The sequence below is a fragment of the Pseudomonas sp. HAR-UPW-AIA-41 genome (assembly GCF_002304225.1).
GTDB lineage: Bacteria > Pseudomonadota > Gammaproteobacteria > Pseudomonadales > Pseudomonadaceae > Aquipseudomonas.
In genome coordinates this window covers 23594-50466 of the sequence record NZ_NSLB01000011.1, presented here as the reverse complement: position 1 = coordinate 50466, position 26873 = coordinate 23594, and the positions used below count along the sequence as shown (strand labels likewise).

Sequence of the window (26873 nt, the reverse complement as noted above, 5' to 3'; positions counted from 1 at the left end):
CGGCATCCTGCGCCTTAGCACCTATGCTGTAGGCGTTACAGTGGAGGGATTCCGCGATGCGCCTGTGTTTTTTTATCCTCATGGTTCTGTGCACTTTACAGGTACAGGCCGAGCCCTGGCGTTTTGTCACCGAGGATTTTCCGCCGTTCACCTATCCGCTGGAGGGACAGCGGGTTGCACTGGATGGGCCGGCGGCTCAGGGTGCCGGACCTTTCGTGGAGATCATCGAGCTTGCCTGCCAGCGTCTGAAGCAGGCCTGCAGCGTCGAGGTGTTGCCCTGGCGCCGGGCCTTGAGTCTGGCCGAGGAGGGTAAGGTCGAGGGTATCTTCACTGTGGTCGATAACCCTCAGCGCCAGTATTACTTTCATATCAGCCGCATGCTGGTGACGGCGCACTACAGCCTGTTTACCGGGCAGGACAGTGCGTTGGTCTACCGCCAGGCGACGGATCTTAAGGGCTATCACATCGGAGTTTACGGCCCCTCGGGTACGGCCATGATTCTCGAGGAGCTGCTCAAGAAGGCCGAAGATGCCACGATGGAGATGGAAACCGACAATCCCCGCGTCCTGCGCAAGCTGGCGGCCGGACGCTACGGCGCGCGCGGAGCGGTGCTGATGAACCGTGACGTGGCGCTGTACCTCCAGCAGCAGCTGCAGCTGGAGAATGTCCGCGAAGCGGGCACGGTACAGCCCATTCACTATGGGATCGGCCTGTCGCGGGCGCGGGTCAGCCGGGATGCCTTCGAGGCCTTCGACCGGGCCCTCGGCGAGCTGCAGCGCCGTGGCGAGGTCGCCGCCATTCTGACCCGCTACGGTTTACAGCCGGCCCAGGCTCAGAAATAGCCCTCGATCTTTTTCTTCTCCATCGAGCCGTCCTGATCGTGGTCGATGATCCGCCCCTGACGTTCCGAGGTGCGGGTCATCAGCATTTCCTGAATGATCTGCGGCACATCGGTGGCGGTGGACTCCACGGCGCCCGTCAGCGGGTAGCAGCCCAGCGTGCGGAAACGCACCCAGCGTTTGCGGATGCCGGCGCGCTGGGCGGCGGTCAGGTGCGGCACGATGCGTTCGTCGTCGATGCAGATCAGTGTGCCCTCATGCTCCACCACCGGCCGCTCGGCGGCGCGGTAGAGGTCGACGATCTCGATGTTCTCCAGATGGATGTACTGCCAGATATCCAGCTCGGTCCAGTTCGACAGGGGGAACACGCGCAGGCTTTCCCCCGGCTGCACGCGGGTGTTGTACAGCTGCCAGAGCTCCGGGCGTTGCTGCTTCGGGTCCCAGCGGTAGCGGTTGTCGCGGAAGGAGCAGACGCGCTCCTTGGCCCGGGACTTTTCCTCGTCGCGCCGCGCGCCACCGAAGCAGGCATCGAAACCGTACTGGTCCAGCGCCTGCTTGAGCGCTTCGGTCTTCATCACATCGGTGTACTTGGCCGAGCCCACCGAGAAGGGCGTGATGTTCAGACGCGCGCCGTCCGGGTTGATGTGCACGCGCATATCCAGTTTCAGCTTTTCCGCCAGGCGGTCACGGAACACGGCCATCTCGCCGAACTCCCAGCCGGTATCCACATGCAGCAACGGGAAAGGCACCGGCCCCGGGAAGAAGGCCTTGCGGGCCAGGTGCAGCAGGACGGTGGAGTCCTTGCCGATGGAGTAGAACAGGCAGGGGTTGCGCATCACCGCCACCACCTCGCGCAGGATGTGGATGGATTCGGCCTCCAGGGCACGCAGGTGGGTCATGCGGTCGGGATGCATCATCGGGTTGGCTGTCATGGCTTCAGGGATTGCAGCTGGGGCAGTGGATGGGGTCGGCCTGTTTGGGTCGCTCATGGGTGTCGCTGTGTCCGCAGGCCGGACACAGCCAGTGTTCGCGGGCAGCCTGCCCGGTCGGCGTGGTGCAGGCCTGACAGGGCAGGCCATGTTCCAGATGGTCGATGCCATAGCCCGGTGCCTGGCAGGCCGGGCAGTGCTGGCTCAGGCGATCGGCCAGGCGTTGTGCGGCCCGGCGGATGACCGCCTGGCGACGTGGATTGAAGTGGGCGCGCATGTCCGACTCGATCCACACGCTGGGTTGCGTGGCGAGCACCTCGCGCAGCAGACCTTCGAAGGTTTCGTCGTGCTGCAGGCCCTTGCGGAACCAGGGCTCGCCGGGACGGCCGAGAATCAGCCCGTGCTCGGGGAAGCCGGCGGCACGGGCGAAGGCCTGCCCTTCTTCCAGACTGCGCACCTCGCGGTGGGCGTAGTTGGTGTCGCTGGAACCCTGACTGGCATACACCGCATAGCCGCGCTCATGGTCCCACCAGCACAGCAGTTCGCTGTTCCAGGCCAGCATGCCCAGGTAGGGGTCGCGGCCGAAGCTGCCTTCGCTGCCCAGACCATAGCGGGTGCCGGCGTGGTCGGCGGCCAGTCTGGCCTTGGCCAGTGCGGTTTCATGCGCACTGCCGCGGCGCTCGAACTCCCGGCTGAAGGTGCCGAAGCGGTCGGTGTTCAGGCTGTCGAGGGTTTCGACGCTGAAGCCGCTGCCGGCCAGCGCCGCCTCCACCAGCGGCGCCTTGTGATGGCAGGTGAGAAACGTCAGGCGTTTCATGGGAGCCTCCTCAGCCGTGTACCGAGGCGTAGCCGGGCTCGCCGTCGAAGGTGTAGAGGTTCTCGGTCTTGATCGGCTCGAAGCCGGCCAGGTTCAGGCGTGTCTGCAGGGCCAGCAGATCGGCGAAGTCCACCGACTGCCCGGCCGGTGCCAGGAAGCGACAGCGCCAGTGATCGACGCAGGTGGTTTCGGCGAAGCCGTTGGGCCACACCTTGACCCCGCGGTTGGTGATCACCGACAGCGGCAGGCCCGGGCTGGCCAGCGTCTGCAGCCGGTTGCCCAGTTCGGCGGCCGGCCGTTCGCGCTGGTGCAGGAACACATCGACGCCGACCAGTTGCTTGTGCGCCGGCGGGCGCTCGGGCAGCGGCCGCTGTGGCAGGCGGCTGTCGGCCGGGTAGTCCACCGCGCGCAGCTGCTCCGGGCGCTGGCCGAGGCGGGCGATCACGGCGTCGGCGAATTCGCGGGTGCCCAGTTTCTGGCGGCTGTGGGCCGGGTCGAAGATGTCGTAGGTGTGCAGCCCCTCCTCGAGGGTGCGCAGCCAGGCGTTCTGCACCCGGCTGGCCACCTCGCCCTGGCCGATGTGCAGCAGCATCTGCACGGCGCCCTGCAGCAGGCCCGACGGGTTGGCCAGGTTCTGCCCGGCGCGCCGCGGCGCCGAGCCGTGGATGGCCTCGAACATGGCGCACTGCTCGCCGATGTTGGCCGAGCCGGCCATGCCGACGCTGCCGGCGATCTGCGCGGCCACGTCGGAGAGGATGTCGCCGTAGAGGTTGGGCATCACCACCACGTCGAACTGCTCCGGGGTGTCGGCCAGCTTGGCCGCGCCGATGTCGACGATCCAGGTTTCCTGCTCGAGGTCCGGGTAGTCGCGGCCTATTTCATCGAATACCTGATGGAACAGACCGTCGGTGAATTTCATGATGTTGTCTTTGACGAAGCAGCTGACCTTGCGCCGGCCCTGCTGGCGGGCGTAGTCGAAGGCGTAGCGGACGATGCGCTCGCAGCCGGGGCGGCTGATCAGCTTGAGGCATTGGAACACCTCGTCGGTCTGGCGGTGCTCGATACCGGCGTAGAGGTCCTCCTCGTTCTCGCGCACGATCACCAGGTCCATGGTCGGGTGCCTGGTCTGCACGAAGGGGGCGTAGGCCACGCAGGGGCGGACGTTGGCGTAGAGGCCGAGCGCCTTGCGGGTGGTCACGTTGAGGCTCTTGTAGCCGCCACCCTGCGGGGTGGTGATCGGCGCCTTGAGGAAGACCTTGGTGCGGCGCAAGGATTCCCAGGCCTCGGGAGCGATGCCGGCCAGCTCGCCGCGCTTGTACACGGCTTCGCCGACTTCGATCACCTCCGGCGCAATGGCGGCGCCGGCGGCATCGAGGATGCGCAGGGTGGCTTCCATGATTTCCGGGCCGATGCCGTCGCCGTAGGCCACGGTGATAGGAGTCTTGTGCATGATGCGCCTCGTCAGTGCGGTGGGTTCGAGGCTATTCTGGTTAGCAAGATCGATTGTTGATAATAGAATTTAATCGGCTGGAGCATTGCTGAAAGACGATGGATAGATCCCGTTTCCACACCCGCCAGACCACCTTCCGCCAGCTGGAAATCTTCCGCGAGGTGGCCGAGCGGCTGAGCGTCACCGAGGCAGCGCATGCCCTGCACCTGGCCCAGCCGTCGGTGTCGACCCAGCTCGGCAAGCTGGAGCAGGCGCTGGGGCTTAGTCTGTTCGAGCAGATCGGCAAGCGCCTGCACCTGACCGATGCCGGCCGCGAGGTGCTGCAGGGCACCCGCGAGCTGTTCGATGCCCTAGACCGTCTGGAAATGCGCCTGGGCCAGTTGCGCGGGCTGACGGCCGGCCAGTTGCGGCTGGGCGTGGTGACCACGGCCAAGTATCTGGTGCCGCGCCTGCTCGGGCCTTTCTGCCGCAGCTACCCGCAGGTCGAGGTGCAGTTCAACATCGCCAACCGTTCCGAGGTGATCCGCCGTCTGCAGGACAATCTCGATGATCTCTATGTGTTCAGCCAGCCGCCGCAGCACCTGGACATCGTCGCCACGCCGCTGGCCGACAATCCGCTGGTGGTGATCGCTCCGGCCGCGCATCGCCTGGCCGGCAAACGACTGCGCTGGGAGGACCTGGCCGAGGAGCCGTTCATCAGTCGGGAAACCGGTTCGGGCACCCGCCGGGCCATCGAAGAGCACTTTGCCCGCTTCGGCTGGAGCCTGCGACCGCGCATGACCATCGAGAGCAACGAGGCGATCAAGGAGTCGGTGGCGGCCGGACTGGGCATTGCCATCGTGTCGCGGCATACCCTGGTGCATACCGCGCCGGGCAATCTGGTGGAGCTGGAGGTGGAGCAGTTCCCCATCCCCAACCGCTGGTATCTGGTGCGCTGGCGGGGCAAGGCGCTGTCGCCGGTGGCCGCGGCCTTCAGTGAGTTCGTCCGTGAAGGTGATTCATTGCTGATCAGCAATTGATCCGATGGCATAAAACCATTGGTCTGCCGGGGCTGATTTCGTCAGTCTGAGGTTGTGCAAGAACCAAGGAGCCATGCCATGAAAACCGTTCACAAGCATGTGATTCCCACCGGCCCTGACGGGCTGGAGCTGCAACTGCCGCAGGGCTTTCGCCTGCTCAAGGCCGAGTACCTGCTGGTCAGCAAGCAGGTGTGCTGCTGGATCGAGGTGCCGACCGATCCGCGACTTCCTCTCAGTGCCCTGCAGTTGCGCCTGTTCCGCAGCGGGGATGGCATCCCGGCGGCCTATGCCTACGTGGATACGGCCATCGACGCGCTGGCGCCGGAGGCCTGGCATCTCTATGCCCGCCAGCAGGAGGCCAGTCGTCAGGTGGCCTGATCAGTCCAGCGGTCGGCTGGCGCGGGCCAGGCGGTCGTGCACCGCGGCCCAGGCCTCGCCCTCGGGTGGGTTCTGGATCAGCAGGCGGTCGAGGCCCAGGTTGTCCAGCTCGTAGAGGGCCGCATACAGACCTTGGGCATAACGCTCGGGGTCGTTGCCCAGATTCAGTGCCGGCCCCGCGCTCGGTTGCGCGTCGCCACACCAGAGCCAGGCGCAGCGGGGGTCCTGCAGCGCGCTGGACGGAGCCTGCTGGAAGCGCTGAGTCGGGGTGCCCGGGGCGTAATGCCGGTGATGCTGGCCGGGCACGCGCAGCTCGCCGGCTTCCCCGCGGGCCAGTGGTTCGCCCAGTACCGTTTCGATCTGGCTGGCGGTGAGCATGCCCTCGCGCAGCAGGCGCGGCGGCTCGCCCGGCAACAGGCCGGCGATGGTCGATTCCAGCCCGACCGCGCAGGGCCCTCCATCGAGGATCAGCAGGTCGCTGTCTTCGAACTGTTGCCGGACGTGGGCCGGGCTGGTCGGGCTGATCGACATGTAGCGGTTGGCCGAGGGCGCCACCAGGCCGCCGCCGAAGCGTTGCAGCAGCTCGCGCGCCAGCGGGTGGGCCGGTACCCGCAGGGCCACGCTGTCCTGTCCGGCAGTCACCGCGCGGGAGATATCATCACGGGCCGGCAGCACCAGAGTCAGCGGGCCGGGCCAGAAAGCCTCCATCAGCCGGCGTGCCGCCTGCGGTATCTCGGCGGCCCAGTCAGTGGCCTGCGCCGCCTCGGCCAGATGCACGATCAGCGGGTTGCTGCTGGGCCGGCCCTTGAGGGCGAACACCTTGGCCACGGCCGCATCGTTGCGCGCGTCTGCCGCCAGTCCGTAGACCGTCTCGGTCGGCAGGGCCAGCAGCTCGCCGGTTCTGAGGCGGTCACAGGCGAGGTCGAGGTCGGTGGTGAATGTCGGCATGCTTGATTACGCTTATTGCAAAGTTGGCTATTGTCGCTTAGCCAGCTGGAGACGCCAGAGGTAATACTTTGCAAAAGCTGAAAACTTGAGCGTTTTGCTGGGTATCAATATCCTGTGCGGCGTGACACCGGGCCCCTCTGGCGGTTATTACCGCGATGTCGGAGTCACAGTCTGTACAACTTCGACTGTAAGGAGGGGCTCCATGACTGCCCTAGAAACGTTTCTCTTCGCCGACTTCCTCGGCACGGCCACTTGGTTGTGGCTGGTCTTCCTCGGTGTAGTGATTACCCTGCTGGCCTTCGATCTCGGTGTCCTCCATCGCGACAACCATGAGATCGGCATCAAAGAAAGCCTGCTGCTTTCGGCGGGTTATATCTCCATGGGTCTGTTGTTCGCCGTCTGGGTGTTCTTCCAGAAAGGCGGAGACGCCAGCATGGATTACCTCACCGGTTTCCTGATCGAGAAATCGTTGTCCATGGACAACGTGTTCGTCATGGCGCTGATCTTCAGCTTCCTGGCCATCCCGCGGCAGTACCAGCACAAGGTGCTGTTCTGGGGCATCATGGGCGTGATCGTGCTGCGCGCGATCATGATTGGTCTGGGTGCAGCGCTGGTCACCGAGTTCAGCTGGATTCTCTACGTGTTCGGTGCCTTCCTGGTGCTGACCGGTGTGAAGATGCTGTTTTCCAAGGTGGATGACCATCCGGATCTGGAAAACAACAAGTTCGTGCAATGGCTGCGTCGTCACCTGCGGGTTACCGATCGTCTGCATGAAGAGCGCTTCTTCGTGCGCCAGCCGGATGCTTCGGGCAAGACCGTGCTGTGGGTGACCCCGTTGTTCCTGGCGCTGATCCTGATCGAGTGTGCTGACCTGGTGTTTGCCGTGGACAGCGTGCCGGCGATCTTCGCCATCACCCAGGACCCGTTCATCGTCTACACCTCGAACATCTTCGCGATCCTGGGTCTGCGCGCCCTGTACTTTGCCCTGGCTGCGCTGATCCACCGTTTTGCCTACCTGAAATACGCGCTGGCACTGATTCTGGTGTTCGTCGGCTCGAAGATCTTCCTGGTGGGTATCATCGGCAAGATCCCGGCGGCTGTGTCGCTGAGCGTGACCATTGGCCTGCTGGTGGGTGGTGTACTGCTCTCGCTGTACAAGACCCGCGGTGAGGCTGCAGCTGTCAGTCACGACAAGCCCGCCGCGTAACGGGTAGAGGGTAAAAAACAAGGGCCGCGATAGCGGCCCTTGTTCGTTCTGGGCACCGGCTATGTCCGTCCGGACTCAGTCGTCACTGCGCCCGGTGTAGCGGCCGCTGTCGTCGTACTGGCGACCGTCGTCGTCTTCACGGCCCAGGTAGCGCCCGCTGGAGTCGTAGCGCCGGCCATCGCCGTCCGCGCGGCCGGTGTAGCGGCCACTGGCATCGTACTGGCGGCCGTCCTGATCTTCACGTCCGATATAGCGACCGCTGTCGTCGTAGCGACGTCCATCGCTGTCCTGCCGCCCGACATAGCGGCCGCTGTTGTCGTAGGAGCGCCCGTCATCGTCGGTGCGTCCCAGATAGCGTCCGCTGTCATCGTAGTGGCGTTGTTCGGCGTGAGCGGCGAAGCTGAGCAGCAGGCAGCACAACAGTGGCAGGCGCATGAGGCGGTTCTCGCGGCAGTTATGACCGATATGACCGCGAGGCGTCAATCGCGTTCCAGCAGCCAGCGGCGTGCGCCGGGACGGTAGTTGGGCTTCTCGTCGGGCGCAGCGAAGTTGATGGCCTCGAACAGGCTGAGTTCATCGCCTTCCAGACGGAACAGCCACTCGCGGCCCTGATCGCCCAGTTGCAGCCACAGGCTGTCGTGTTCACCGGCCATATCGGCGCAGTCACCGGCCAGACACAGGGCATAGCGCTCGCTGCCGGGCAGGCCTTCGACCTGACCATCGGGGTGGAAGTGCACCAAGCCGCCCTGCCCCGGGCCCTCGATGATCTGCCACTGGCCGCCGAGCACGGCGGCATACAGGCTGCGCTCAAAGCTGCTGCCCAGCGGTGCGGCAGGTTCGACCTTGATGGTCGGGCGGGCAAACATCTGCTTGGGGAAGAAGTCGCTGGCGCCCTGCTCCAGCTGCGCGCCACGCGGGTACAGGAACTGATGCTGTTCTTCGCTCAGGTCGAAGCGCCAGCTACCGTCCTTCTCCTGCCGCAGCGAGCCTTCGGCGATCTCGAAACCATTGCCGAAGCGCGCCCGGTTGAGCGAGCTGTCGAGTTGCCATTCCAGGTTGGGGCCGTAGGCAAGGATGGCTTCGCGCAGCTTGCCGCTCTGCTGGGCGGCACGGATGGCATCCTGGTTGATCCAGATGCCGTCGGGGGAGCGGGACTGGCTGCAGCCGCCGAGCAGCAGGCTGATGGTCAGCAGGCTGAGGGCTATGCGCATGATCGGCACCTCTTAAGTGCAGCGGGCGCCCTGAGGCGCCCGCGCAAGCATCAGGACAGAACCAGGATGCCGTCCATCTCGACCATGGCGCCACGCGGCAGCGCGGCGACACCGATGGCGGCACGGGCCGGGTACGGCTGCTGGAAGTAGCGGCCCATGATCTCGTTGACCTTGGCGAAGTGGCTGAGGTCGGTGAGGAAAATGTTCAGCTTGACCACGTCCTGGAAGCTGCCGCCGGCGGCTTCGATCACGGACTTGAGGTTCTCGAAGACCTGCACGGTCTGCTCCTCGAAGCCTTCCACCAGTTCCATGGTCTTGGGGTCCAGCGGAATCTGCCCGGACAGGTAGACGGTGTTGCCCGCCTTGATCGCCTGGGAGTAGGTGCCGATGGCGGCCGGGGCGTTCGGCGAGGTGATGACGGTCTTGCTCATGCAATGCTCCTTCTGGGGCTGCGTGGACGCAGCGGAAATCAAATCAGTGTAGGGCCGGCTCGCGGTTTGGCGAGCGGGTGTCAGGCGCGCACGCGGGTGATGCGAATCACGCCCTTGAGTGTGCGCAGCTTCTTGATGACGCGCGCCAGGTGCGCGCGGTCATGCACGCTGACCAACAATTGCACGACGCTGATACGGCCGTCGCGCTCATCCATGCCGATCTTCTCGATATTGCCGTCGGCGGAGGCAACGCTGCCGGCCAGTGTGGCGATCAGGCCGCGCTGGTGTTCCAGCTCGACGCGCAGCTCGACATTGAACTCGCCGGTGACATCCTTGGCCCAGGACAGCGCGATGCACTTTTCCGGGTTGTGGCGGATGTCGCTGATGTTCTTGCAGCTTTCCAGGTGCACCACCATGCCTTTGCCCGCCGACAGATGGCCGACGATGGGGTCGCCGGGGATCGGTGTGCAGCACTTGGCGTAGTTCAGCACCAGCCCTTCGGTGCCGCGGATGGCCAGCGGGCCATCACTTTGCGCGCGACTCTCGCCACCCTCGCTGTGCAGGCGGCGAGCCACGACGAAGGCCATGCGGTTGCCCAGACCGATCTCTTCAAGCAGGTCTTCGCGAAGCTCCAGCTGGTACTCGGCGAGGATCTGCTGGATGCGTTCTTCGGAAATCTTGTCCAGGTGGCTGTCGAAGCCGGCCAGCACCTTGTTCAGCATGCGCTCGCCGAGGCTGATCGATTCCGAGCGGCGCTGCAGCTTGAGGGCATGGCGGATGTGCGTGCGGGCCTTGCCGGTGACCACGAAGTTGAGCCAGGCCGGATTGGGCCGGGCGCCCGGCGCGCTGACAATTTCCACGGTGGAGCCGCTCTGCAGCGGTTCGGACAGCGGCGCCAGGCGGCGGTTGATGCGGCAGGCGATGCAGCTGTTGCCGACATCGGTGTGTACGGCGTAGGCGAAGTCGACCGCAGTGGAGCCTTTGGGCAGCTCCATGATGCGGCCCTTGGGCGTGAACACGTAGACCTCGTCCGGGAACAGGTCGATCTTCACGCTCTCGATGAATTCCAGCGAGTTGCCGGCGCGCTGCTGCAGTTCGAGGATGCCCTTGACCCACTGGCGCGCGCGGGCGTGGCTGCCCTTGGGCTGCTCGTCCTCGGCGGACTTGTACAGCCAGTGCGCGGCGATGCCGTGGTTGGCCAGCTCTTCCATCTCGCGGGTGCGGATCTGGATCTCGATGGGCACCCCGTGCATGCCGAACAGCGTGGTGTGCAGCGACTGGTAGCCGTTGGCCTTGGGAATCGCGATGTAGTCCTTGAAGCGGCCGGGCAGCGGCTTGTACAGATTGTGCACGGCGCCCAGCACGCGGTAGCAGGTGTCGACCTTGTCGACCACGATGCGGAAGGCATAGACGTCCATGATCTCGTTGAACGCCCGGCGCTTGCCGCGCATCTTCTGGTAGATGCTGTACAGGTGCTTCTCGCGGCCGCTGATTTCGCCGTGCATGCCTTCACGTTCGAGGCAGTTGACCAGCGATTCCTGCAACTTGTTCAGGATTTCCTTGCGGTTGCCGCGCGCCTTGCGCACCGCGCCACGGATGCGTTCGGAGCGCATCGGGTGCATGGCTTTGAAGCCCAGGTCCTCGAACTCCACGTACATGCTGTGCATGCCCAGCCGGTTGGCGATGGGGGCGTAGATTTCCAGGGTTTCCTTGGCAATGCGCCGGCGCTTTTCGCCGGCCAGCACTTCCAGGGTGCGCATGTTGTGCAGGCGGTCGGCCAGCTTGACCAGGATCACGCGGATATCGCGGGCCATGGCCATGGCCATCTTCTGGAAGTTCTCGGCTTGCGCCTCGGCCTTGGTCTGGAAGTCCATCTGGGTCAGCTTGCTGACGCCGTCGACCAGCTCGGCCACGGTTTCACCGAACTGCCCGGCGAGGGCTTCCTTGGGAATGCCGGTGTCCTCGATCACGTCGTGCAGCATCGCGGCCATCAGGCTCTGATGGTCCATGTGCATGTCGGCGAGGATGCTGGCCACGGCCAGCGGGTGGGTCACGTAGGGCTCACCGCTGCGGCGGCGTTGCCCGTCGTGCGCCTGTTCGGCGTAGTAGAACGCCCGGCGGACCAGGTTGACCTGGTCCGGGCCGAGGTAGGTCGAAAGTCGTTCGGCGAGACTATCTATGCTCGGCATGGGATTTCTCCCTGCTCGTCGCGTGACAGCGCCAGACTTCGGCCCGTCATCGCTTACAGGTCCTCGGCGGACCCTTCCTCGAAGGCGGCGAACAGCGGCTCTTCTTCAACCAGCTCTTCTTCGGCGATGACGTCGTAGTTCACCAGGCCGCTGGCGATTTCACGCAGGGCCACCACGGTCGGCTTGTCGTTTTCCCAGGCTACTTTCGGCTCTTTGCCGCCGGTGGCCAGTTGACGGGCGCGCTTGGTGGCCAGCATGACCAGCTCGAAGCGGTTATCGACGTTGTCCAGGCAATCTTCAACGGTGACGCGGGCCATGGTGTTCCTCTAACTCTTGACGGTGTGCCCGGGCGGGCAAGCGGACTGAATAGTCTAAAAAATCACCAGCCCTAAGGGAAGCATTGTTTTCAGGCGAGCAGCTCGCTGAGCAGCCCGCCATGGCGCATTTGCTGTGGCGCCTGCAGCAGCTGGTTGGCGCGGAAGATCGCTTTTAGGTCTTCCAGCGCGTGGCCGAAGTCGTCGTTGATCACCAGATAGTCGAATTCGACGTAGTGGCTCATTTCACTGACGGCATCGCGCATGCGGCGCTCGATGATCTCCCCGCTGTCCTGGCCGCGGTTGGTCAGGCGGTGACGCAGGGCTTCCTGGGTCGGCGGCAGGATGAAGATCGACTTGGCCTGCGGCAGCAGGCGGCGCACCTGCTGGGCGCCCTGCCAGTCGATCTCGAGGATCAGGTCGTAGCCTTCGGCCAGGGTCTGCTCGACCCAGTGCTGCGAGGTGCCGTAGAAGTTGTCGAACACCTGGGCATGTTCGAGAAAGGCATCCTGCTCAAGCATGGCGGTGAACTGCTCGCGGGTAACGAAGTGGTAGTTGACCCCGTCGACCTCGCCCGGGCGCATGGCGCGGGTGGTGTGCGAGACGGAGACGCGCACCCGCGGCTCGGCTTCCAGCAGAGCCTTGACCAGGCTGGTCTTGCCGGCGCCGGAGGGGGCGGAAACGATGTAGAGATTACCGATGCTCATGGCTGTTCCTGCGGAGTCGGGCGGCGAGCCGCTTATTCAATGTTCTGCACTTGTTCGCGCATCTGCTCGATCAACACCTTGAGGTTGACCGCCGCCTGGGTCGAGCGCGGATCGAAGGCCTTGGAGCCGAGCGTGTTGGCTTCGCGGTTGAGCTCCTGCATCAGGAAGTCCAGACGCCGTCCGGCGGCGCCGCCGGCCTTGAGTACGCGGCGTACTTCGCTGATGTGGGTGGCGAGGCGATCCAGTTCCTCGGCCACATCGCTCTTCTGCGCCAGCAGCACAAGCTCCTGTTCCAGGCGCTGCGGCTCCAGCTCGACCTTCATCTCGGCGCAGCGCGTCTCGATCTTCTGCCGCTGGTTGGCCAGCATCTGCGGAATCAGTTCGCGCAGCTGCAGCACTTCATCCTGCATGGCGTCCAGGCGCTCGTTGAGCAGGCGGGCCAGTTCGGCGCCTTCGCGGGCGCGACCGTTCTTCAGTTCATTCAGGCCTTCATTGAACAGCGCCACGGCTGCGGCATTCAGTGCCTGAGGGTCGGCGGCATCGGCCACCAGTACGCCCGGCCAAGCCAGCACTTCCAGCGGATTGAGTGGCGCCGGCTGCTGGATCAGGGCTGCCACGCTCTCGGCGGCGGCAATCAGCTGGGCGGCGCGTTCGCGGTCAACCTGCAGCGGCTTGCCGCTGCTGTCTTCGGTCAGGCGCAGGGTGCATTCCAGTTTGCCGCGCGACAGGCCCTGGCGCAGCGCCTCGCGCACCGCGCCTTCGAGGTCGCGGAAGGTTTCCGGCAGGCGCAGATGCGGTTCGAGGTAGCGCGAATTGACCGAGCGCAGCTCCCAGCTGAGGGTGCCGTAAGGGCCGCTGCGCTCGACGCGGGCGAAGGCGGTCATGCTGTGCACCATGCAGGTGTCCTCGCAAAGAGTGGGCGAAAAGCGGGCAATTGTAGCGCAGCCCGGCGGCCGGCCCAATCTGGCTCTGTCGGCCCGGCCGGATGGCCCTATAATGCCGAGGACATAAACCTGCCGTACAGGAACACCCCATGAAGCGTCCCAGTGGCCGCGCCGCCGATCAGCTGCGCCCGATCCGTATCACCCGCAACTACACCAAGCATGCCGAAGGCTCGGTGCTGGTGGAGTTTGGCGACACCAAGGTGATCTGCACCGTCAGCGCCGAGAGCGGCGTGCCGCGCTTCCTCAAAGGGCAGGGCCAGGGCTGGCTGACCGCCGAATACGGCATGCTGCCGCGCGCCACCGGTGATCGCACCCAGCGCGAAGCCAGCCGCGGCAAGCAGGGCGGTCGTACCCTGGAAATTCAGCGCCTGATCGGTCGCTCCCTGCGCGCCGCGCTGGACATGACCAAGCTGGGCGAGAACACCCTGTACGTCGACTGCGACGTGATCCAGGCCGACGGTGGCACCCGCACAGCCTCGATCACCGGTGCCATGGTGGCCCTGGTCGATGCGCTGAAGGTGCTGAAGAAGCGTGGCGCGCTCAAGGGCGAGCCGCTCAAGCAGATGGTTGCCGCGGTGTCCGTGGGCATCTACGAAGGTGTGCCGGTGCTCGACCTGGACTACCCGGAAGACTCCGCCGCCGAAACCGACCTGAACGTGGTGATGACCAGCGCCGGCGGCTTCATCGAGGTGCAGGGCACCGCCGAGGGCGCGCCGTTCCAGCCGGAAGAGCTCAATGCCATGCTGGCCCTGGCGCGTCAGGGGCTGGAAGAACTGTTTGACCTGCAGCGCGCGTCGCTGGCCGACTGATCAGGAGAGTGCCATGAGTGAGCAGAACAACATCCCGAACCAGGAAGTCCGTCAGTGGGCGATGTTCTGCCACTTTGCGGCCTTTCTGGGGCTGGTTTTCCCGTTCGGCAACCTGCTGGGGCCGCTGATTGTCTGGCAGATCAAGAAGGAGCTGGATCCTTTCGTCGACGAGCAGGGCAAGGAAGCGCTGAACTTCCAGATCAGCGTGACTCTGGCGATGCTGCTGTGCTTCCTGCTGATGGTAGTGGTGATCGGCTTCCCGCTGCTGGCGCTGGTATCCATCGGTGCGCTGGTGCTGACCATCATCGCCGGCATCAAGGTCAACGAAGGCCAGGCCTATCGCTATCCTTTCAGCTGGCGCCTGCTCAAGTAGTCAGCTGAGCGCGGCCTGCAGTTCGCTGCGCCCCTGCGGCGGCAGCATCACGATCAACACCTGGCCCGGGCTCAGCATGAGCTCGTCGCCGGGGTTGAACTGAAAGTCCTCGCCACTCTTCAGCGCCACGATCACGCAGCCGGGGCAGCGCGCGCGCAGCTCGCCGATGCTGCACAGCTGGTGATGCTCCTCCAGGCGCAACTCTTCCAGGCGGATCTTCTGTTCCGAGCGCAGCATTTCGTCGAGGAAGTTGACCACGTGCGGGCGGATCATCGACGAAGCGATGCGCATGCCGCCGGTAAAGTCCGGTGAAATCACCACGTCGGCGCCGGCCTTCTTCACCTTGGCCACGTTACGGATTTCGTGACAGCGGGCGACGATGCGGATGTCCGGGTTCAGCTGGCGCGCGGTGATGGTGATCATCAGGTTGCGGCTGTCGTCGCCGGTCACGGCAAACACACCGGCAGCGTCAGCAATGTCGGCGGCCAGCAGCAGGTCGTCATCACTGGCGTCGCCGTTGAGGTAGAGCAGCTCGGGGAAGTGTTCGAGCTGGGCCAGCAGCTGGTGCTCGTCCATGTCGATGGCGACGAACTGGCGCTTGGTGTGCACCAGTTCGTGGGCCACGTTGCGCCCCACCCGACCGAAACCACAGAGGATGTAGTGGCCCTTGAGTTTCTTGATTGCCTTTTCCATACGTCGCCTGCGCAGGGTGTAGTCCAGGTCGGCCTCGAGGAAAAAGGCCGCCAGGCTGGTGAAGAGGAAGGTCAGGGTGCCGAAGCCGGCGATGGCGATCAGGCCGGCGAACAGTCGCTCGCCGATGCTTTTGAGTTCGACCGCTTCGCCATAGCCGACAGTAGTGATGGTAATCAGGGCCATGTAGAACGCGTCCGACAGGCTGGCCGGTGCGTTGTCCATGATGTAGAAACCGATGGTTCCGAGCAGCTGCATGAGCAGCAACAGGAGCCAGGCGGCATGGATGCGTTTGCGGATGCGCGGCAGCTGCGTCGCCCGCATGGGGATGCGGGCTGGACGTGGCGAGCGGCGCAACGGGCTGCGCATCGCGGCTTAGATGCTCAGGGTCCAGTCGTAATCGACCAGCAGCGGTGCGTGCTGGGAGAAGCGCGGCTGGCGCACCAGACGGGCGCTGCGTACCGAGCGGCGCATGCCCGGGGTGAGAATCTGGTAGTCGAAGCGGTAGCCCAGGTTGAGCAGTTCGGCCTGTTCGCTGTCCGGCCACCAGCTGAACTGGTCGCCTTCTCGACTCACTTCGCGTAGCGCGTCAACGTAGCCCAGGTTGCCGAATACTTCATCCAGCCAGGCCCGTTCCGGCGCGAGGAAGCCCGGTGCCTGCTGGCAGTCGCGCCAGTTCTTCACATCCAGCTTCTGCTGAGCAACGTACAGCGAGCCGCAGTAGATGTACTCGCGGCGCTTGCGGCGCTGTTTGTTCAGGTAGTGGGTGAAGTCGTCGATGAACTTGAACTTCTGGTTCAGGTCTTCGTCGCCCTTCATCCCGCTGGGCAGCAGCAGGCTGGCGATGCTGACTTTGTCGAAGTCGGCCTGCAGGTAGCGTCCGTAACGATCGGCGCCCTCGAAGCCCAGGCCGCTGATCACGGCTTTGGGTTGTTGGCGCGAATAGAGGGCTACGCCCCCCTGGCTGGGGACTTCGGCATCACAGCAGTAAAGGAAGTAGCCATCCAGCTGGAAGGCGGGGTCGTCCATCTCGAAAACGGAGGCGCGGGTATCCTGCAGGCAGATCACGTCGGCATTCTGGGCTTGCAGCCAGGCGAACAACCCGCGCTCGACTGCAGCCTGAATACCATTCACGTTCACACTGATGATCCGCATAAATGGCCCCCAAAAAAGCGTGCGTGTATGATACCCGAGCTCATTCCAATTAGCTAAATCCGTGCCTTTCAGGGCTTTTTACATGCAGGCTTATCAGCGCGATTTCATCCGTTTTGCCATCGAACGCGGCGTGCTGCGTTTCGGTGAGTTCAAACTCAAGTCCGGGCGCACCAGTCCGTACTTCTTCAATGCCGGTCTGTTCAACAGCGGCCTGGCTCTGGCTCAGCTGGGCCGGTTCTATGCTTCGGCCATCGTCGACAGCGGCGTCGATTTCGATGTGCTGTTCGGCCCGGCCTACAAGGGCATCCCCCTGGCGGCGACCACTGCCGTGGCTCTGGCCGAGCAACATCAGCGCGACCTACCCTGGTGCTTCAACCGCAAGGAAGCCAAGGATCATGGCGAGGGTGGCACCCTGGTCGGTGCGCCGCTGACCGGCCGCGTGCTGATCGTCGATGACGTGATTACCGCCGGCACCGCGATCCGCGAGGTGATGCAGATCATCCAGGCCCAGGGCGCACAAGCAGCCGGCGTGCTGATCGCCTTGAACCGCCAGGAGCGCGGTCAGGGTGAGTTGTCGGCGATCCAGGAGGTCGAGCGCGACTTCGCCATGCCGGTCATCAGTATTGTGTCGCTGGAGCAGGTGCTGGAATATCTGGCCGGTGATGCTGAACTGAAACAACACCTGCCGGCGGTGGAGGCCTACCGCGCGCAGTACGGTATCTGACCCAAGGACAGGTTTTACATGACCCGACTCTCTGCTCTGCCGTTGTTGCTGTTGCTCAGCGCCGTGCCTTCCCTGGCTGGCGCCGCAGAGCTGTACCGCTATGTCAACGACAAGGGTGTGACCGTGCTGGACCGGCTCGGCGTGCCGCCGCAGTTCATCAGCAAGGGTTATGAGGTGCTCAACGAGCAGGGGCGGGTGGTCAAGGTGGTTCCGCCGGCACCCAGTGAGGCCGAGCGCAAGCGGCTGGCCGAAGAGAAGGCCATGGCCAGCTCGGATGCCCAGCTGCAACGGCTGTATAGCACCGTGGATGACGTTGAGCGTGCCCGCGTGCGCAAGCTTGAGGAAATCGACGGTCAGACTAGTGTGGCCCGGGCCAATCAGCAGTCCTTGCGCACCCAGCAGGCGGCACTGCAGGCTCAGGCGGCCGACATCGAGCGGGCAGGTCGCCAGGTGCCGGAGCATCTGCTGGTGCAGATCGACAACCTGCGGGCCGAACAAGGCAACCTGGACAAGGAAATCCAGCGCTATGCCGAGATGCGCAAGCAGATTGATGCATCCTTCCAGGCTGACAAGCAGCGCATGAAATACCTTCTCGAACGCCAGCCGCAGTGATCCGGTGCCGGAAAACATGACCCACAAAAAAGCCCGCGATTGCGGGCTTTTTTGTTCGGGTCGGGATCAGCGTGGCTTGCTGTTGCTGATCAGGGTGCCGACACCGCTGTCGGTGAAGATTTCCAGCAGCACCGCATTCGGCACGCGGCCGTCGATGATGTGCGAGCTGGTCACGCCGGCCTGTACCGCTTCCAGGGCGCAGCGGATTTTCGGCAGCATGCCGCCGTAGATGGTGCCGTCGGCGATCAGGCCGTCGACCTGCTCGGTGGTGAGACCGGTCAGCACATTGCCCTGCTTGTCCATCAGGCCGGCGATGTTGGTCAGCAGCATCAGCTTCTCGGCCTTCAGGGCTTCCGCCACCTTGCCGGCCACCAGATCGGCGTTGATGTTGTAGGACTCGCCGCCCTCGCCCACGCCGATCGGCGCAATCACCGGGATGAAGTCGCCCTGCACCAGCATGTTGAGCAGGTCGGTGTTGACGTCGGTGACTTCGCCGACATGGCCGATATCGATGATCTCCGGCTGTGTCATTTCCGGGGTCTGACGGGTCACGGTGAGCTTCTTGGCGCGGATCAGGCCGGCGTCTTTACCGGTCAGGCCGATGGCGCTGCCACCGTGCTGGTTGATCAGGTTGACGATGCTCTTGTTGACCTGGCCGCCCAGGACCATTTCCACCACATCCATGGTGGCGGTGTCGGTGACGCGCATGCCGTCGATGAAATGGCTTTCGATGGACAGGCGCTTGAGCAGATCGCCGATCTGCGGTCCGCCGCCGTGCACCACCACCGGATTGATGCCGACGGCCTTCATCAGCACGATGTCGCGGGCAAAGCCTTCCTTGAGCTCATCGCTTTCCATGGCGTTGCCGCCGTATTTGATCACCAGGGTCTTGCCGACGAAACGGCGGATGTAGGGCAGCGCCTCGGACAACACCTGGGCGACTTGGACGGCAGCGTCACGGCTGAGGGTCATGCGGAACTCCAGTAACGGGGGCGCTCCCGGGGGAGCGCCATCTCTCAAAAGGGCAGTTTCAGGTCAGGGGCGATGGCATTGAGCTGGCCGCGGAACACATCCTGGATACGCGCGAGCTCGTCCTCGGTGTCGGCCTCGAAGCGCAGTACCAGCACCGGGGTGGTGTTGGAGGCACGGATCAGGCCCCAGCCCTTGGCGTAGTCGACGCGCACGCCGTCCAGGGTGGTCAGGTTGGCATCGCCCCACTGGGCATCGCGCTGCAGGCTGTCGATCAGCTGGAACTTGCGCTCGTCGGTGACCTGAATGTTGATCTCGGGGGTCGACAGACTGGTCGGGAAGGCAGCGAACACATGTTCGGCATCGCGCTCTTCCAGGCTGAGGATTTCCAGAAGGCGCACGGCGCTGTAGATGCCGTCGTCGAAACCGTACCAGCGCTCCTTGAAGAAAATGTGGCCGCTCATCTCGCCTGCCAGCAGGGCGCCGGTTTCCTTCATCTTGGCCTTGATCAGCGAGTGGCCGGTTTTCCACATCACCGGGCGACCGCCATAGCCGCTGATCAGCGCCGGCAGACGGCGGGTGCACTTGACGTCGAAGATGATGTCGGCACCCGGGTTGCGCGATACCACGTCCTTGGCGAACAGCATCATTAGGCGGTCCGGGTAGATCATGTGGCCGGTATTGGTCACCACGCCAACGCGGTCGCCATCGCCGTCGAAAGCCAGGCCTAGGTCAGCTTTCTCTGCCTTGACCCTGGCGATCAGATCGACCAGATTCTCCGGCTTGCCCGGATCAGGGTGGTGGTTGGGGAAGGTGCCGTCTACATCGCAGTACAGCGGAATCACGCTGCAACCCAGGGCTTCTACCAGTTTCGGGGCGATTACGCCGGCAACACCGTTGCCGCAGTCGACCACCACGCGCATGGGTTTGGCCAGCGCAATGTCATCACGGATGCGTTGGAAGTAGCGGTCGAGGATTTCCACCTGCTCGACGTTGCCGACGCCACTGGCCAGATCGTTCTGCTGGATGCGGGTGAGCAGGGCGGTGATGCGCTCGTTGGACAGGGTCTCGCCGGCCACCACAATCTTGAAACCGTTGTAGTCAGGCGGGTTGTGGCTGCCGGTGACCATCACCCCGGAGCGGGCTTCCAGGACGTTGGTGGCGTAGTAGAGCACCGGGGTCGGCACCATGCCGACGTCAGTTACCTGGCAGCCGCAGTCGAGCAGACCCTGGATCAGCGCTCCGGCCAGCTCTGGGCCGGACAGGCGGCCATCGCGGCCTACCACCACGCCGGATTCGCCGCGTGCCAGGCTCTCTGAACCGATGGCGCGACCAATCCAGTAGGCATAGTCGGTGGTCAGGGTGTCACCTACCACACCACGGATATCGTAGGCGCGGAAGATGCTGGCGGGCAGTTGTGGGGCCTGTTGCGTACTGCTCATTGCGGGTTGTTGCTCCTGGGTGTTGAGACCGAAGGGGTCCTGATCTTCGTCGAGAATGTCGATGTCCAGGATGTCGGCATCCTGAAACAGGGGTTCATTGCCTTCCTCCACCTGCATGATGGGGGCTGCGGGGATGGCTTTGGGGGCTGGGTTGTTGGCCGCATTCTCGCTTTTGCGTTTGGGCAGCCGGGTCAGGGCCTGGGCCAGTGCATCCAGTGGAGCGAGGCTGAGGGTGAAGGATTTCACGGCCTTGCCTGCGGCAATTTCCTGGATCATCTGTCCGAGTTGCGACACATCGGCATGCAGACGGCTCTGCAGGCGGGTTTGCAGCAGGTACAGGCCGATCAGGCTGCCGAGCAGGGTCAGTACGCCGGCCAGTGCCAGTAGCAGGGGATCCGGACTGCCTGCTGGCAAGGGCGCGCCGGTTAGGGTCAGGCTCCAGTTGGGGTTGCCGACCTCAAAGCTGCGGCTTTCCTCGCTGTTGCTGCTGCCTTGGCTGAACAGAACCTGCGCTGGTGTGCTGCCAAAACGCTGGCTGAGCTGCAGCTGGCCGCTACCATCTGGTAGTGGCGGAAGAGCAGCCAGTAGGCGCTGCAGGTCGAAGGCCAGCAGCAGACTTCCGCTGCCTAGATCCTTTGCCGACAGACGCAGCAGCGCGGGACTGTAAAGGAGCCAGCGGCCGTCGACTTTATAGGCTTCAGGTGCGGGGTTCTGGCCGCTTTCCATGCGTCGAATAAGATCGAGAGCCGCAAAGTTCATTGGCGCAGCGCGTTGGCTGTTCTGCTGGGCCTGGCCGGGCAGGTTGAGGTGGGCGTCGACCACGCCATCCCAATAGCCAAGGCTGGCTTCGGCCTCTCGGATCCGTTGGGAGTCCCGGCTTGTACGGCAGCCAGGAGTGCGGGGTTTTCGGCGGCACGTTGTGTGTCAGCCTGAATCTCAGCCAAGGCTTGCCGCAGAGCGCCTGCCTGGCTCTGGCCAATCAGCTCAGTCAGCTGTGCACTGTTCTTCTGGTCGGCATTTTGCTGGCTGAACCAGAGCAGGGCGCCGCCCAGCAGCAAGCCAGCAATGGCAAGGCCGAGGGAGGGTGCGAGTTGGCTCGCTGAGCCTTGGCTGACAGGCTGGCTGGCGGCGATTTCCGGTAACTGCTCGGCGTTTTCGCTGGTTTTGCGCTTCAACAGTTTCATCAAGCCTCTCCTGGCTGAAGGGGTACCGCTCAGTGGCTGCCGGTATGACCGAAACCGCCCGCGCCGCGTTCGCTGGCGTGGAACTCGTCGACCAGTTCGAAGTGCGCTTGCACCACTGGTACCAGTACCAGTTGGGCGATGCGCTCGCCGATCTCGATGGTGAAAGGGGTCTGTCCGCGGTTCCAGCAGGACACCATCAGCTCGCCCTGGTAGTCAGAGTCGATCAGGCCGACCAGATTGCCGAGGACGATGCCGTGTTTATGGCCGAGGCCCGAGCGCGGCAGGATCAGGGCGGCAAGGCCGGGGTCGGCGACATGGATTGCCAGACCGGTGGGGATCAGGATGGTCTGGCCAGGCTCCAGGGTGACTGCCTGCTGCAGCATGGCGCGCAGATCGAGTCCGGCGGAGCCCGGGGTGGCGTAGGTCGGCAGGGGAAATTCAGTGCCCAGGCGGGCGTCGAGAATCTTGGCTTGCAGGCTGTGCATGGTCAGGCGCGCTTCACTCGGTCGGCGATAAAGGCAATCAGCTGGCGGGCAATCTTGCCCTTGCTGCTCTGGGCGAAACTGGTGGGGTGCAGTTCGCGGTCAATGATGGTGATGGCATTTTCTTCGCTGTTGAAGCCGATGCTCGGATTAGCCACGTCATTGGCGACAATCAGGTCGAGATTCTTGTCTTTCAGCTTGCGCGCGGCATAGTCCAGCAGGTTCTGCGTCTCGGCAGCGAAGCCGACGCTGAACGGGCGGTCGGTACGGCCGGCAAGTGTGGCGAGGATGTCCGGGTTGCGCACCAGCTGCAGCAGCAGACCATCACCGCTGCTCGGGTCTTTCTTCATCTTGTGCTCGGCTACCACTTCGGGGCGGTAGTCGGCCACGGCGGCGGCGGCGATGAGCACGTCGCAGGGCATTGCGGCCTCGCAGGCGGCGAGCATGTCGCGGGCGCTGGTGACGTTGATGCGCTGCACGCGCTCCGGGGTGCGCAGATGCACCGGCCCGCTGACCAGCGTCACCTGGGCGCCAGCTTCAGCGGCGGCCTCGGCCAGGGCAAAGCCCATCTTCCCCGAGCTGTGGTTGGTGATGTAGCGCACCGGATCGATGTTTTCCTGGGTCGGGCCGGCGGTGATCAGCACGCGCAAACCGGTCAGGCTCCTGAATTCAAAGCAGTCGGCGGCGCACTGGGCCAGCTCTTCGGCTTCAAGCATGCGCCCCAAACCGACATCGCCGCAGGCCTGGCTGCCGGCGGCCGGGCCGAACAAGCGGAAGCCGCGGCTGGCGAGCAGCTCGGCGTTCGCCTGGGTGGCCGGGTCGCGCCACATGGCCTGGTTCATGGCCGGGGCCAGCGCAACAGGCGCATCGGTGGCCAGTACCAGGGCGGTGAGCAGGTCATCGGCCACGCCCTGCGCCAGGCGCGCCATCAGGTCGGCAGTGGCTGGTGCAATCAATACCAGGTCGGCCCACTTGGCCAGCTCGATATGGCCCATGGCCGCTTCGGCGGCGGGGTCGAGCAGGTCAAGGTGCACGGGGTTGCCGGAGAGGGCCTGCAGGGTCAGGGGTGTGATGAACTCACGACCGCCACGGGTCATCACCACATGTACTTCGGCACCCTGATCACGCAGACGTCGGACCAGTTCGGCGCTCTTATAAGCAGCAATGCCGCCGCCGACGCCGAGCACGATGCGTTTACCAAACAGCCGCTGCATAGGCCTGCCTTATTTGAATAACGGAGCTTGCGTCCGGCACCGCTCGCCTCCCCAGGCCAAGTGCCGCGCAAAAGTTTGGCTACGATATCACAGAGGCCGCCCGGGAACAGCGGCGGCGGGGCTTGTAGCCCGACTCACCAGGGAGAGGTGCATGAGTATTCGTGACTGGCCGGCGGCCGAACGGCCGCGGGAAAAACTGCTGGAACAGGGTGCCTTGGCGTTGTCCGATGCCGAGTTGCTGGCGATCTTTCTCCGTACCGGGGTGGCTGGCCTGTCGGCGGTCGATCTGGCGCGACAGCTGCTGAGTGATTTTGGCGGGCTGCGGCCCCTGCTGGAGGCCGATCTGCCCGGGTTCTCGGCGCGCCTCGGGCTGGGGCCGGCAAAGTATGCGCAGCTGCAGGCGGTGCTGGAGATGGGGCGCCGTCATCTGGCTGAGACGCTGAAGCGCGAATCGGCGCTGGAAAGCCCGCAGGCGGTGCGTGACTACCTCAAGGCGCGTCTGCGCCATGAGCCGCATGAGGTGTTCGGCTGCCTGTTCCTCGACAGCAAGCACCGGGTGTTGGCCTATGAGAACCTGTTCCACGGCAGTATTGATGGTGCCTCGGTGTATCCCCGTCAGGTGGTCAAGCGCGCCCTCGCGCATAATGCCGCGGCGCTGATACTCACCCACAACCACCCTTCCGGGGTGGCGGAGCCCAGCCAGGCCGACCGCTTGCTGACTCAGCAACTGAAGTCGGCACTGGCACTGGTCGAGGTGCGCGTGCTCGACCATTTCATCATTGGCGATGGCGAGCCCTTGTCGCTGGCCGAGCATGGCTGGTTGTGAGCCGACGAGTGGCTGGGTGGGCTGAGCCCAGCGCTAAAGGCGGTCGGCTGTCGCGGGCTGTGGGTAAGTGGCTCTCGGCCTTGCGACGCCTGGGGTCTTCTGGTATAAAGCAGCGCTCTTTTCTGGGGGCCCGGTTCCTGCAGTGGCAGAGATGCCCGGTAAGACCCCGACAAGATCGGCGCGCTGCGCCAAACTTCGAGAAAGTTCAAGCGGCCAACCCATGCCGGGTTGGGCATGTGGTTTAGAGGGCTGAGGTATGTCGAGAGTCTGTCAAGTGACCGGTAAGGGTCCGGCTGTGGGGAACAACATCTCCCACGCGAACAACAAAACCCGTCGTCGTTTTCTGCCGAACCTGCAGTACCATCGTTTCTGGGTTGAATCCGAGAAGCGTTTCGTGCGTCTGCGCGTTTCTGCCAAGGGCATGCGTGTCATCGACAAGCGTGGTATTGATGTAGTGCTGGCTGAGCTGCGCGCTCGCGGCGAAAAGTTCTAAGGAGTCCATCATGCGTGACCTGATCCGTCTGGTGTCGAGTGCCGGTACCGGCCATTTCTACACCACCGACAAGAACAAGCGCACCACCCCGGACAAGATCGAGATCAAGAAATACGATCCGGTCGTCCGTAAGCACGTGATCTACAAGGAAGCCAAGATCAAGTAATTGATCCGGCCCTTGTGAAAAAACCCGCTTCGGCGGGTTTTTTCTTGTCCATGAAAAAAGGCCCGCTGTTGAGCGGGCCTTTTTGCGTGATGGCAGCTTACTTCTGCTCGAACATCACGTAGACCTTGCGGCAGGTCTCCAGCACTTCCCAGGTGCCGACCAGGCCGGCTGGAATCACGAAGCGGTCGCCGGCGCGGACGGTCTTGGCATTGCCCTGCTCGTCACGGATCACCGAAACGCCCTGCAGGATCTCGCAGTACTCATGCTCGGTGTAGCGGATGGTCCACTGGCCGGGCTCGCCTTCCCAGACGCCGGCGTGGAACTGGCTGCAGGGGCTGCTGTAGTGGTTGGTCACGCTCTGTGCCGGGTCGCCCTTGAGGACTTTTTCCGGTGCCGGGCGGTAGTGCTCCGGAGTGGCGGTGCTGTTGGCGAAATCGATGATGTTCTCGATGCTCATGGGGCTTCCCGTCGGTTAGCTGCGGCGCTGTATGCGCGACTGTGGATTGTTCTATGCGGGTGCCTGGCGTGCTCGCACGTGAAGGCGTGTGAACGGCGGGGCGTTGGGCAGTCTATGTTTAATAAAACGAACGTGACAACCGCTCAATCCTAATTCTGTAAAAAATATTGAAATGCCGGCTGCCTCTGGTTTAGGGTGGCAGCCAGCATTGGCCTGGTATGGGCTTGCAGAATATTTGACAGGCGCGCCACGGGCGGCCACCACAGCAAAATAAGAGGAAACCTCCATGAGCACCCTGACCCGCGCTGACTGGGAAGCCCGCGCCAAGGCCCTGAAAATCGAAGGCCGCGCCCTGATCCATGGCGAGCACTGTAATGCTGTCAGCGGCGAGACCTTCGACTGCATCAGCCCGGTCGATGGGCGCTTCCTGACAAAGGTTGCCAGCTGTGATGCAGCCGACGCCGAACTCGCCGTACGTGATGCCCGCGCCACTTTCGAGTCAGGTGTTTGGTCGCGCATGACTCCGGTCGAGCGCAAAAAGATCATGATCCGCTTTGCTGATCTGATGGATGCGCATGCCGAGGAGTTGGCTCTGCTGGAAACCCTCGATATGGGCAAGCCGATTAGCGATGCCCTGAATGTCGACGTGCCGGGCGCCTCGCGTGCGATCCGCTGGAGCGGCGAGGCGATCGACAAGATCTACGACGAAGTAGCCGCCACCCCGCACAACGAACTGGGCCTGGTGACCCGCGAGCCTGTTGGCGTGGTTGCCGCTATCGTGCCGTGGAACTTCCCGATGATCATGACCTGCTGGAAGCTCGGCCCTGCGCTGGCGACCGGTAACTCGGTGATCGTCAAACCGTCCGAGAAGTCGCCGCTGACGGCCATTCGTATGGCTCAGCTGGCGCTGGAAGCCGGCATCCCGGCCGGCGTGCTGAACATCCTGCCGGGCTTTGGTCACACCGTGGGCAAGGCGCTGGCCCTGCACATGGATGTCGATACCCTGGTGTTCACCGGTTCGACCAAGATCGCCAAGCAACTGATGATCTATGCCGGCGAATCCAACATGAAGCGCGTTTGGCTGGAAGCCGGTGGCAAGAGCGCCAACATCGTCTTCGCCGATGCGCCGAACCTGCAGGACGCAGCCGAAGCCGCGGCAGCGGCCATCTGCTTCAACCAGGGTGAGATGTGCACTGCTGGTTCGCGTCTGCTGGTCGAGCGTTCGATCAAAGACCAGTTCATGCCGATGGTGCTGGAAGCCATGAAGGGCTGGAAAGCCGGTTATGCCCTGGACCCGGAAACCAAGGTCGGCGCTCTGGTCGATGGTGGTCACCTGAACACTGTGCTGTCCTATATCGAAGCCGGTCACGCTGATAATGCCAAGCTGCTCTGCGGCGGCAAGCGCACTCTGGAAGAGACTGGCGGCGTCTATGTCGAGCCGACCATCTTCGACGACGCGCACAACGATATGCGTATCGCCAAGGAGGAAATCTTTGGTCCGGTGCTGACTGTGATTCCGTTTGACACCACCGAGGAAGCTATCGCCATTGCCAACGACAGCATTTACGGCCTGGCGGCAGCCATCTGGACCAGCAATCTGTCCAAGGCCCATCTGGCGGCCAAGGCGCTTCGTGTGGGCAGCATGTGGGTGAACCAGTACGACGGCGGTGACATGACCGCGCCATTTGGCGGCTTCAAGCAGTCGGGTAACGGCCGTGATAAGTCGCTGCACGCCTTCGACAAGTACACCGAGCTGAAGGCAACCTGGATCAAGCTGTAATCGCACCCGGGCGCGGCCCCGGGCCGCTCCCAAGGTCGGCCTGTTGAGGCCACGCCTGCGGCCGGGCTCCCGAAAGGGGGTCCGGCCGTTGTCTATTGACGTCAGCCGCAAGGA

General features: G+C 63.9%; 31 protein-coding genes. 13 read left to right on the top strand and 18 right to left on the bottom strand.

Going from position 1 to position 26873, the window contains the following annotated elements; translation table 11 throughout:
- Nucleotides 1-56 precede the first annotated feature (56 nt).
- Complete coding sequence (locus tag CK486_RS16050) at nt 57-842, top strand: ABC transporter substrate-binding protein (RefSeq protein ID WP_095941321.1); 786 nt, start codon at nt 57-59, stop codon at nt 840-842.
- On the opposite strand, the gene cysD is transcribed toward CK486_RS16050, so the two are convergent.
- The 3 genes from cysD to CK486_RS16035 are packed head-to-tail and all read right to left on the bottom strand — an operon-like array spanning nt 833 to nt 4035.
- Nucleotides 833-1753, bottom strand: coding sequence for a sulfate adenylyltransferase subunit CysD (gene cysD / locus CK486_RS16045; protein ID WP_256574448.1), 921 nt, complete (start codon nt 1751-1753; stop codon nt 833-835). The genes CK486_RS16050 and cysD overlap by 10 nt on opposite strands.
- A gap of 22 nt (nt 1754-1775) precedes the next feature.
- Nucleotides 1776-2585 carry a DUF6671 family protein gene (locus tag CK486_RS16040; protein ID WP_095941319.1) on the bottom strand — a complete coding sequence of 270 codons (810 nt, stop codon included), beginning with the start codon at nt 2583-2585 and terminating at the stop codon, nt 1776-1778.
- Nucleotides 2586-2595: 10 nt separating this feature from the next.
- Nucleotides 2596-4035: an NADP-dependent isocitrate dehydrogenase gene (locus CK486_RS16035; RefSeq protein ID WP_095941318.1), complete on the bottom strand. Its 1440-nt coding sequence runs from the start codon at nt 4033-4035 to the stop codon at nt 2596-2598.
- 98 nt (nt 4036-4133) lie between these two features.
- Here CK486_RS16035 and CK486_RS16030 point away from each other — a divergent pair, with 98 nt between their 5' ends.
- Both CK486_RS16030 and CK486_RS16025 read left to right on the top strand, forming a co-directional pair.
- Nucleotides 4134-5054 carry a LysR family transcriptional regulator gene (locus CK486_RS16030; RefSeq protein WP_095941317.1) on the top strand — a complete coding sequence of 307 codons (921 nt, stop codon included), beginning with the start codon at nt 4134-4136 and terminating at the stop codon, nt 5052-5054.
- A gap of 78 nt (nt 5055-5132) precedes the next feature.
- Nucleotides 5133-5432 carry a hypothetical protein gene (locus CK486_RS16025; RefSeq protein WP_095941316.1) on the top strand — a complete coding sequence of 100 codons (300 nt, stop codon included), beginning with the start codon at nt 5133-5135 and terminating at the stop codon, nt 5430-5432.
- Here the strand turns inward: CK486_RS16025 and CK486_RS16020 are convergent, their stop codons facing one another.
- The gene (locus CK486_RS16020; protein ID WP_095941315.1) at nt 5433-6380 is read right to left on the bottom strand and encodes an L-threonylcarbamoyladenylate synthase; all 948 of its coding nucleotides are present in this window, start codon (nt 6378-6380) and stop codon (nt 5433-5435) included. It lies immediately after the preceding gene.
- 202 nt (nt 6381-6582) lie between these two features.
- On the opposite strand from CK486_RS16020, the gene CK486_RS16015 reads away from it, so the two are divergent.
- Nucleotides 6583-7587, top strand: coding sequence for a TerC family protein (locus tag CK486_RS16015; protein WP_095941314.1), 1005 nt, complete (start codon nt 6583-6585; stop codon nt 7585-7587).
- A gap of 75 nt (nt 7588-7662) precedes the next feature.
- On the opposite strand, the gene CK486_RS16010 is transcribed toward CK486_RS16015, so the two are convergent.
- The 7 genes from CK486_RS16010 to CK486_RS15980 all read right to left on the bottom strand — a co-directional run bounded on the left by CK486_RS16010 (nt 7663) and on the right by CK486_RS15980 (nt 13335).
- The gene (locus CK486_RS16010) at nt 7663-8022 is read right to left on the bottom strand and encodes a type IV secretion protein Rhs (RefSeq protein WP_095941329.1); all 360 of its coding nucleotides are present in this window, start codon (nt 8020-8022) and stop codon (nt 7663-7665) included.
- 44 nt (nt 8023-8066) lie between these two features.
- Complete coding sequence (locus CK486_RS16005) at nt 8067-8798, bottom strand: hypothetical protein (protein WP_095941313.1); 732 nt, start codon at nt 8796-8798, stop codon at nt 8067-8069.
- Between the two features lie 50 nt (nt 8799-8848).
- Nucleotides 8849-9229, bottom strand: coding sequence for a RidA family protein (locus tag CK486_RS16000; protein WP_095941312.1), 381 nt, complete (start codon nt 9227-9229; stop codon nt 8849-8851).
- Nucleotides 9230-9309: 80 nt separating this feature from the next.
- Complete coding sequence (gene spoT / locus CK486_RS15995) at nt 9310-11418, bottom strand: bifunctional GTP diphosphokinase/guanosine-3',5'-bis pyrophosphate 3'-pyrophosphohydrolase (RefSeq protein WP_095941311.1); 2109 nt, start codon at nt 11416-11418, stop codon at nt 9310-9312.
- Between the two features lie 53 nt (nt 11419-11471).
- Entirely contained in the window at nt 11472-11735 is a 264-nt protein-coding gene (rpoZ, locus tag CK486_RS15990) for a DNA-directed RNA polymerase subunit omega (protein WP_095941310.1), read from the bottom strand.
- Nucleotides 11736-11824: 89 nt separating this feature from the next.
- Nucleotides 11825-12439 (bottom strand): guanylate kinase, encoded by a 615-nt coding sequence (gene gmk, locus CK486_RS15985; RefSeq protein ID WP_095941309.1) that lies wholly within the window; start codon nt 12437-12439, stop codon nt 11825-11827.
- A 32-nt stretch (nt 12440-12471) separates the two neighbouring features.
- On the bottom strand, nt 12472-13335 hold the full coding sequence (locus CK486_RS15980) for a YicC/YloC family endoribonuclease (protein ID WP_095941308.1): 864 nt from the start codon (nt 13333-13335) through the stop codon (nt 12472-12474).
- Nucleotides 13336-13472: 137 nt separating this feature from the next.
- Here CK486_RS15980 and rph point away from each other — a divergent pair, with 137 nt between their 5' ends.
- Both rph and CK486_RS15970 read left to right on the top strand, forming a co-directional pair.
- Nucleotides 13473-14192: a ribonuclease PH gene (rph, locus tag CK486_RS15975; protein ID WP_095941307.1), complete on the top strand. Its 720-nt coding sequence runs from the start codon at nt 13473-13475 to the stop codon at nt 14190-14192.
- A gap of 13 nt (nt 14193-14205) precedes the next feature.
- Nucleotides 14206-14565 carry a DUF4870 domain-containing protein gene (locus CK486_RS15970; protein ID WP_095941306.1) on the top strand — a complete coding sequence of 120 codons (360 nt, stop codon included), beginning with the start codon at nt 14206-14208 and terminating at the stop codon, nt 14563-14565.
- On the opposite strand, the gene CK486_RS15965 is transcribed toward CK486_RS15970, so the two are convergent.
- Nucleotides 14566-15624 (bottom strand): TrkA family potassium uptake protein, encoded by a 1059-nt coding sequence (locus tag CK486_RS15965; protein ID WP_095941305.1) that lies wholly within the window; start codon nt 15622-15624, stop codon nt 14566-14568. It abuts the gene before it with no gap.
- Between the two features lie 6 nt (nt 15625-15630).
- Entirely contained in the window at nt 15631-16410 is a 780-nt protein-coding gene (locus CK486_RS15960) for an exodeoxyribonuclease III (RefSeq protein ID WP_095941304.1), read from the bottom strand.
- A gap of 82 nt (nt 16411-16492) precedes the next feature.
- Between CK486_RS15960 and pyrE the strand changes: the two genes are divergently transcribed.
- On the top strand, nt 16493-17134 hold the full coding sequence (gene pyrE, locus CK486_RS15955) for an orotate phosphoribosyltransferase (RefSeq protein ID WP_095941303.1): 642 nt from the start codon (nt 16493-16495) through the stop codon (nt 17132-17134).
- An 18-nt stretch (nt 17135-17152) separates the two neighbouring features.
- Entirely contained in the window at nt 17153-17746 is a 594-nt protein-coding gene (locus CK486_RS15950; protein ID WP_095941302.1) for a DUF4124 domain-containing protein, read from the top strand.
- A 66-nt stretch (nt 17747-17812) separates the two neighbouring features.
- Here CK486_RS15950 and argB read toward each other — a convergent pair whose 3' ends face one another.
- Both argB and algC read right to left on the bottom strand, forming a co-directional pair.
- Nucleotides 17813-18718, bottom strand: coding sequence for an acetylglutamate kinase (gene argB / locus CK486_RS15945; RefSeq protein WP_095941301.1), 906 nt, complete (start codon nt 18716-18718; stop codon nt 17813-17815).
- A 44-nt stretch (nt 18719-18762) separates the two neighbouring features.
- Nucleotides 18763-20157 (bottom strand): phosphomannomutase/phosphoglucomutase, encoded by a 1395-nt coding sequence (gene algC, locus CK486_RS18230; protein WP_218192111.1) that lies wholly within the window; start codon nt 20155-20157, stop codon nt 18763-18765.
- Nucleotides 20158-21035: 878 nt separating this feature from the next.
- On the opposite strand from algC, the gene CK486_RS18225 reads away from it, so the two are divergent.
- A complete protein-coding gene (locus CK486_RS18225) occupies nt 21036-21260 on the top strand; it encodes a hypothetical protein (protein ID WP_218192110.1) in 225 nt (74 codons plus the stop codon).
- A gap of 110 nt (nt 21261-21370) precedes the next feature.
- On the opposite strand, the gene dut is transcribed toward CK486_RS18225, so the two are convergent.
- Together dut and coaBC are read right to left on the bottom strand one after the other, a co-directional pair.
- The gene (gene dut / locus CK486_RS15935; protein ID WP_095941300.1) at nt 21371-21826 is read right to left on the bottom strand and encodes a dUTP diphosphatase; all 456 of its coding nucleotides are present in this window, start codon (nt 21824-21826) and stop codon (nt 21371-21373) included.
- A 2-nt stretch (nt 21827-21828) separates the two neighbouring features.
- A complete protein-coding gene (gene coaBC / locus CK486_RS15930) occupies nt 21829-23037 on the bottom strand; it encodes a bifunctional phosphopantothenoylcysteine decarboxylase/phosphopantothenate--cysteine ligase CoaBC (protein ID WP_095941299.1) in 1209 nt (402 codons plus the stop codon).
- A 151-nt stretch (nt 23038-23188) separates the two neighbouring features.
- On the opposite strand from coaBC, the gene radC reads away from it, so the two are divergent.
- The 3 genes from radC to rpmG all read left to right on the top strand — a co-directional run bounded on the left by radC (nt 23189) and on the right by rpmG (nt 24522).
- Complete coding sequence (gene radC / locus CK486_RS15925; RefSeq protein WP_095941298.1) at nt 23189-23863, top strand: DNA repair protein RadC; 675 nt, start codon at nt 23189-23191, stop codon at nt 23861-23863.
- 256 nt (nt 23864-24119) lie between these two features.
- Nucleotides 24120-24356 carry a 50S ribosomal protein L28 gene (gene rpmB, locus CK486_RS15920; protein ID WP_095941297.1) on the top strand — a complete coding sequence of 79 codons (237 nt, stop codon included), beginning with the start codon at nt 24120-24122 and terminating at the stop codon, nt 24354-24356.
- Between the two features lie 10 nt (nt 24357-24366).
- Nucleotides 24367-24522: a 50S ribosomal protein L33 gene (rpmG, locus tag CK486_RS15915; RefSeq protein WP_014854577.1), complete on the top strand. Its 156-nt coding sequence runs from the start codon at nt 24367-24369 to the stop codon at nt 24520-24522.
- Nucleotides 24523-24619: 97 nt separating this feature from the next.
- Here the strand turns inward: rpmG and CK486_RS15910 are convergent, their stop codons facing one another.
- Complete coding sequence (locus CK486_RS15910) at nt 24620-24979, bottom strand: cupin domain-containing protein (RefSeq protein WP_095941296.1); 360 nt, start codon at nt 24977-24979, stop codon at nt 24620-24622.
- A 286-nt stretch (nt 24980-25265) separates the two neighbouring features.
- On the opposite strand from CK486_RS15910, the gene CK486_RS15905 reads away from it, so the two are divergent.
- On the top strand, nt 25266-26759 hold the full coding sequence (locus CK486_RS15905; protein WP_095941295.1) for an aldehyde dehydrogenase: 1494 nt from the start codon (nt 25266-25268) through the stop codon (nt 26757-26759).
- Nucleotides 26760-26873: the final 114 nt, after the last annotated feature.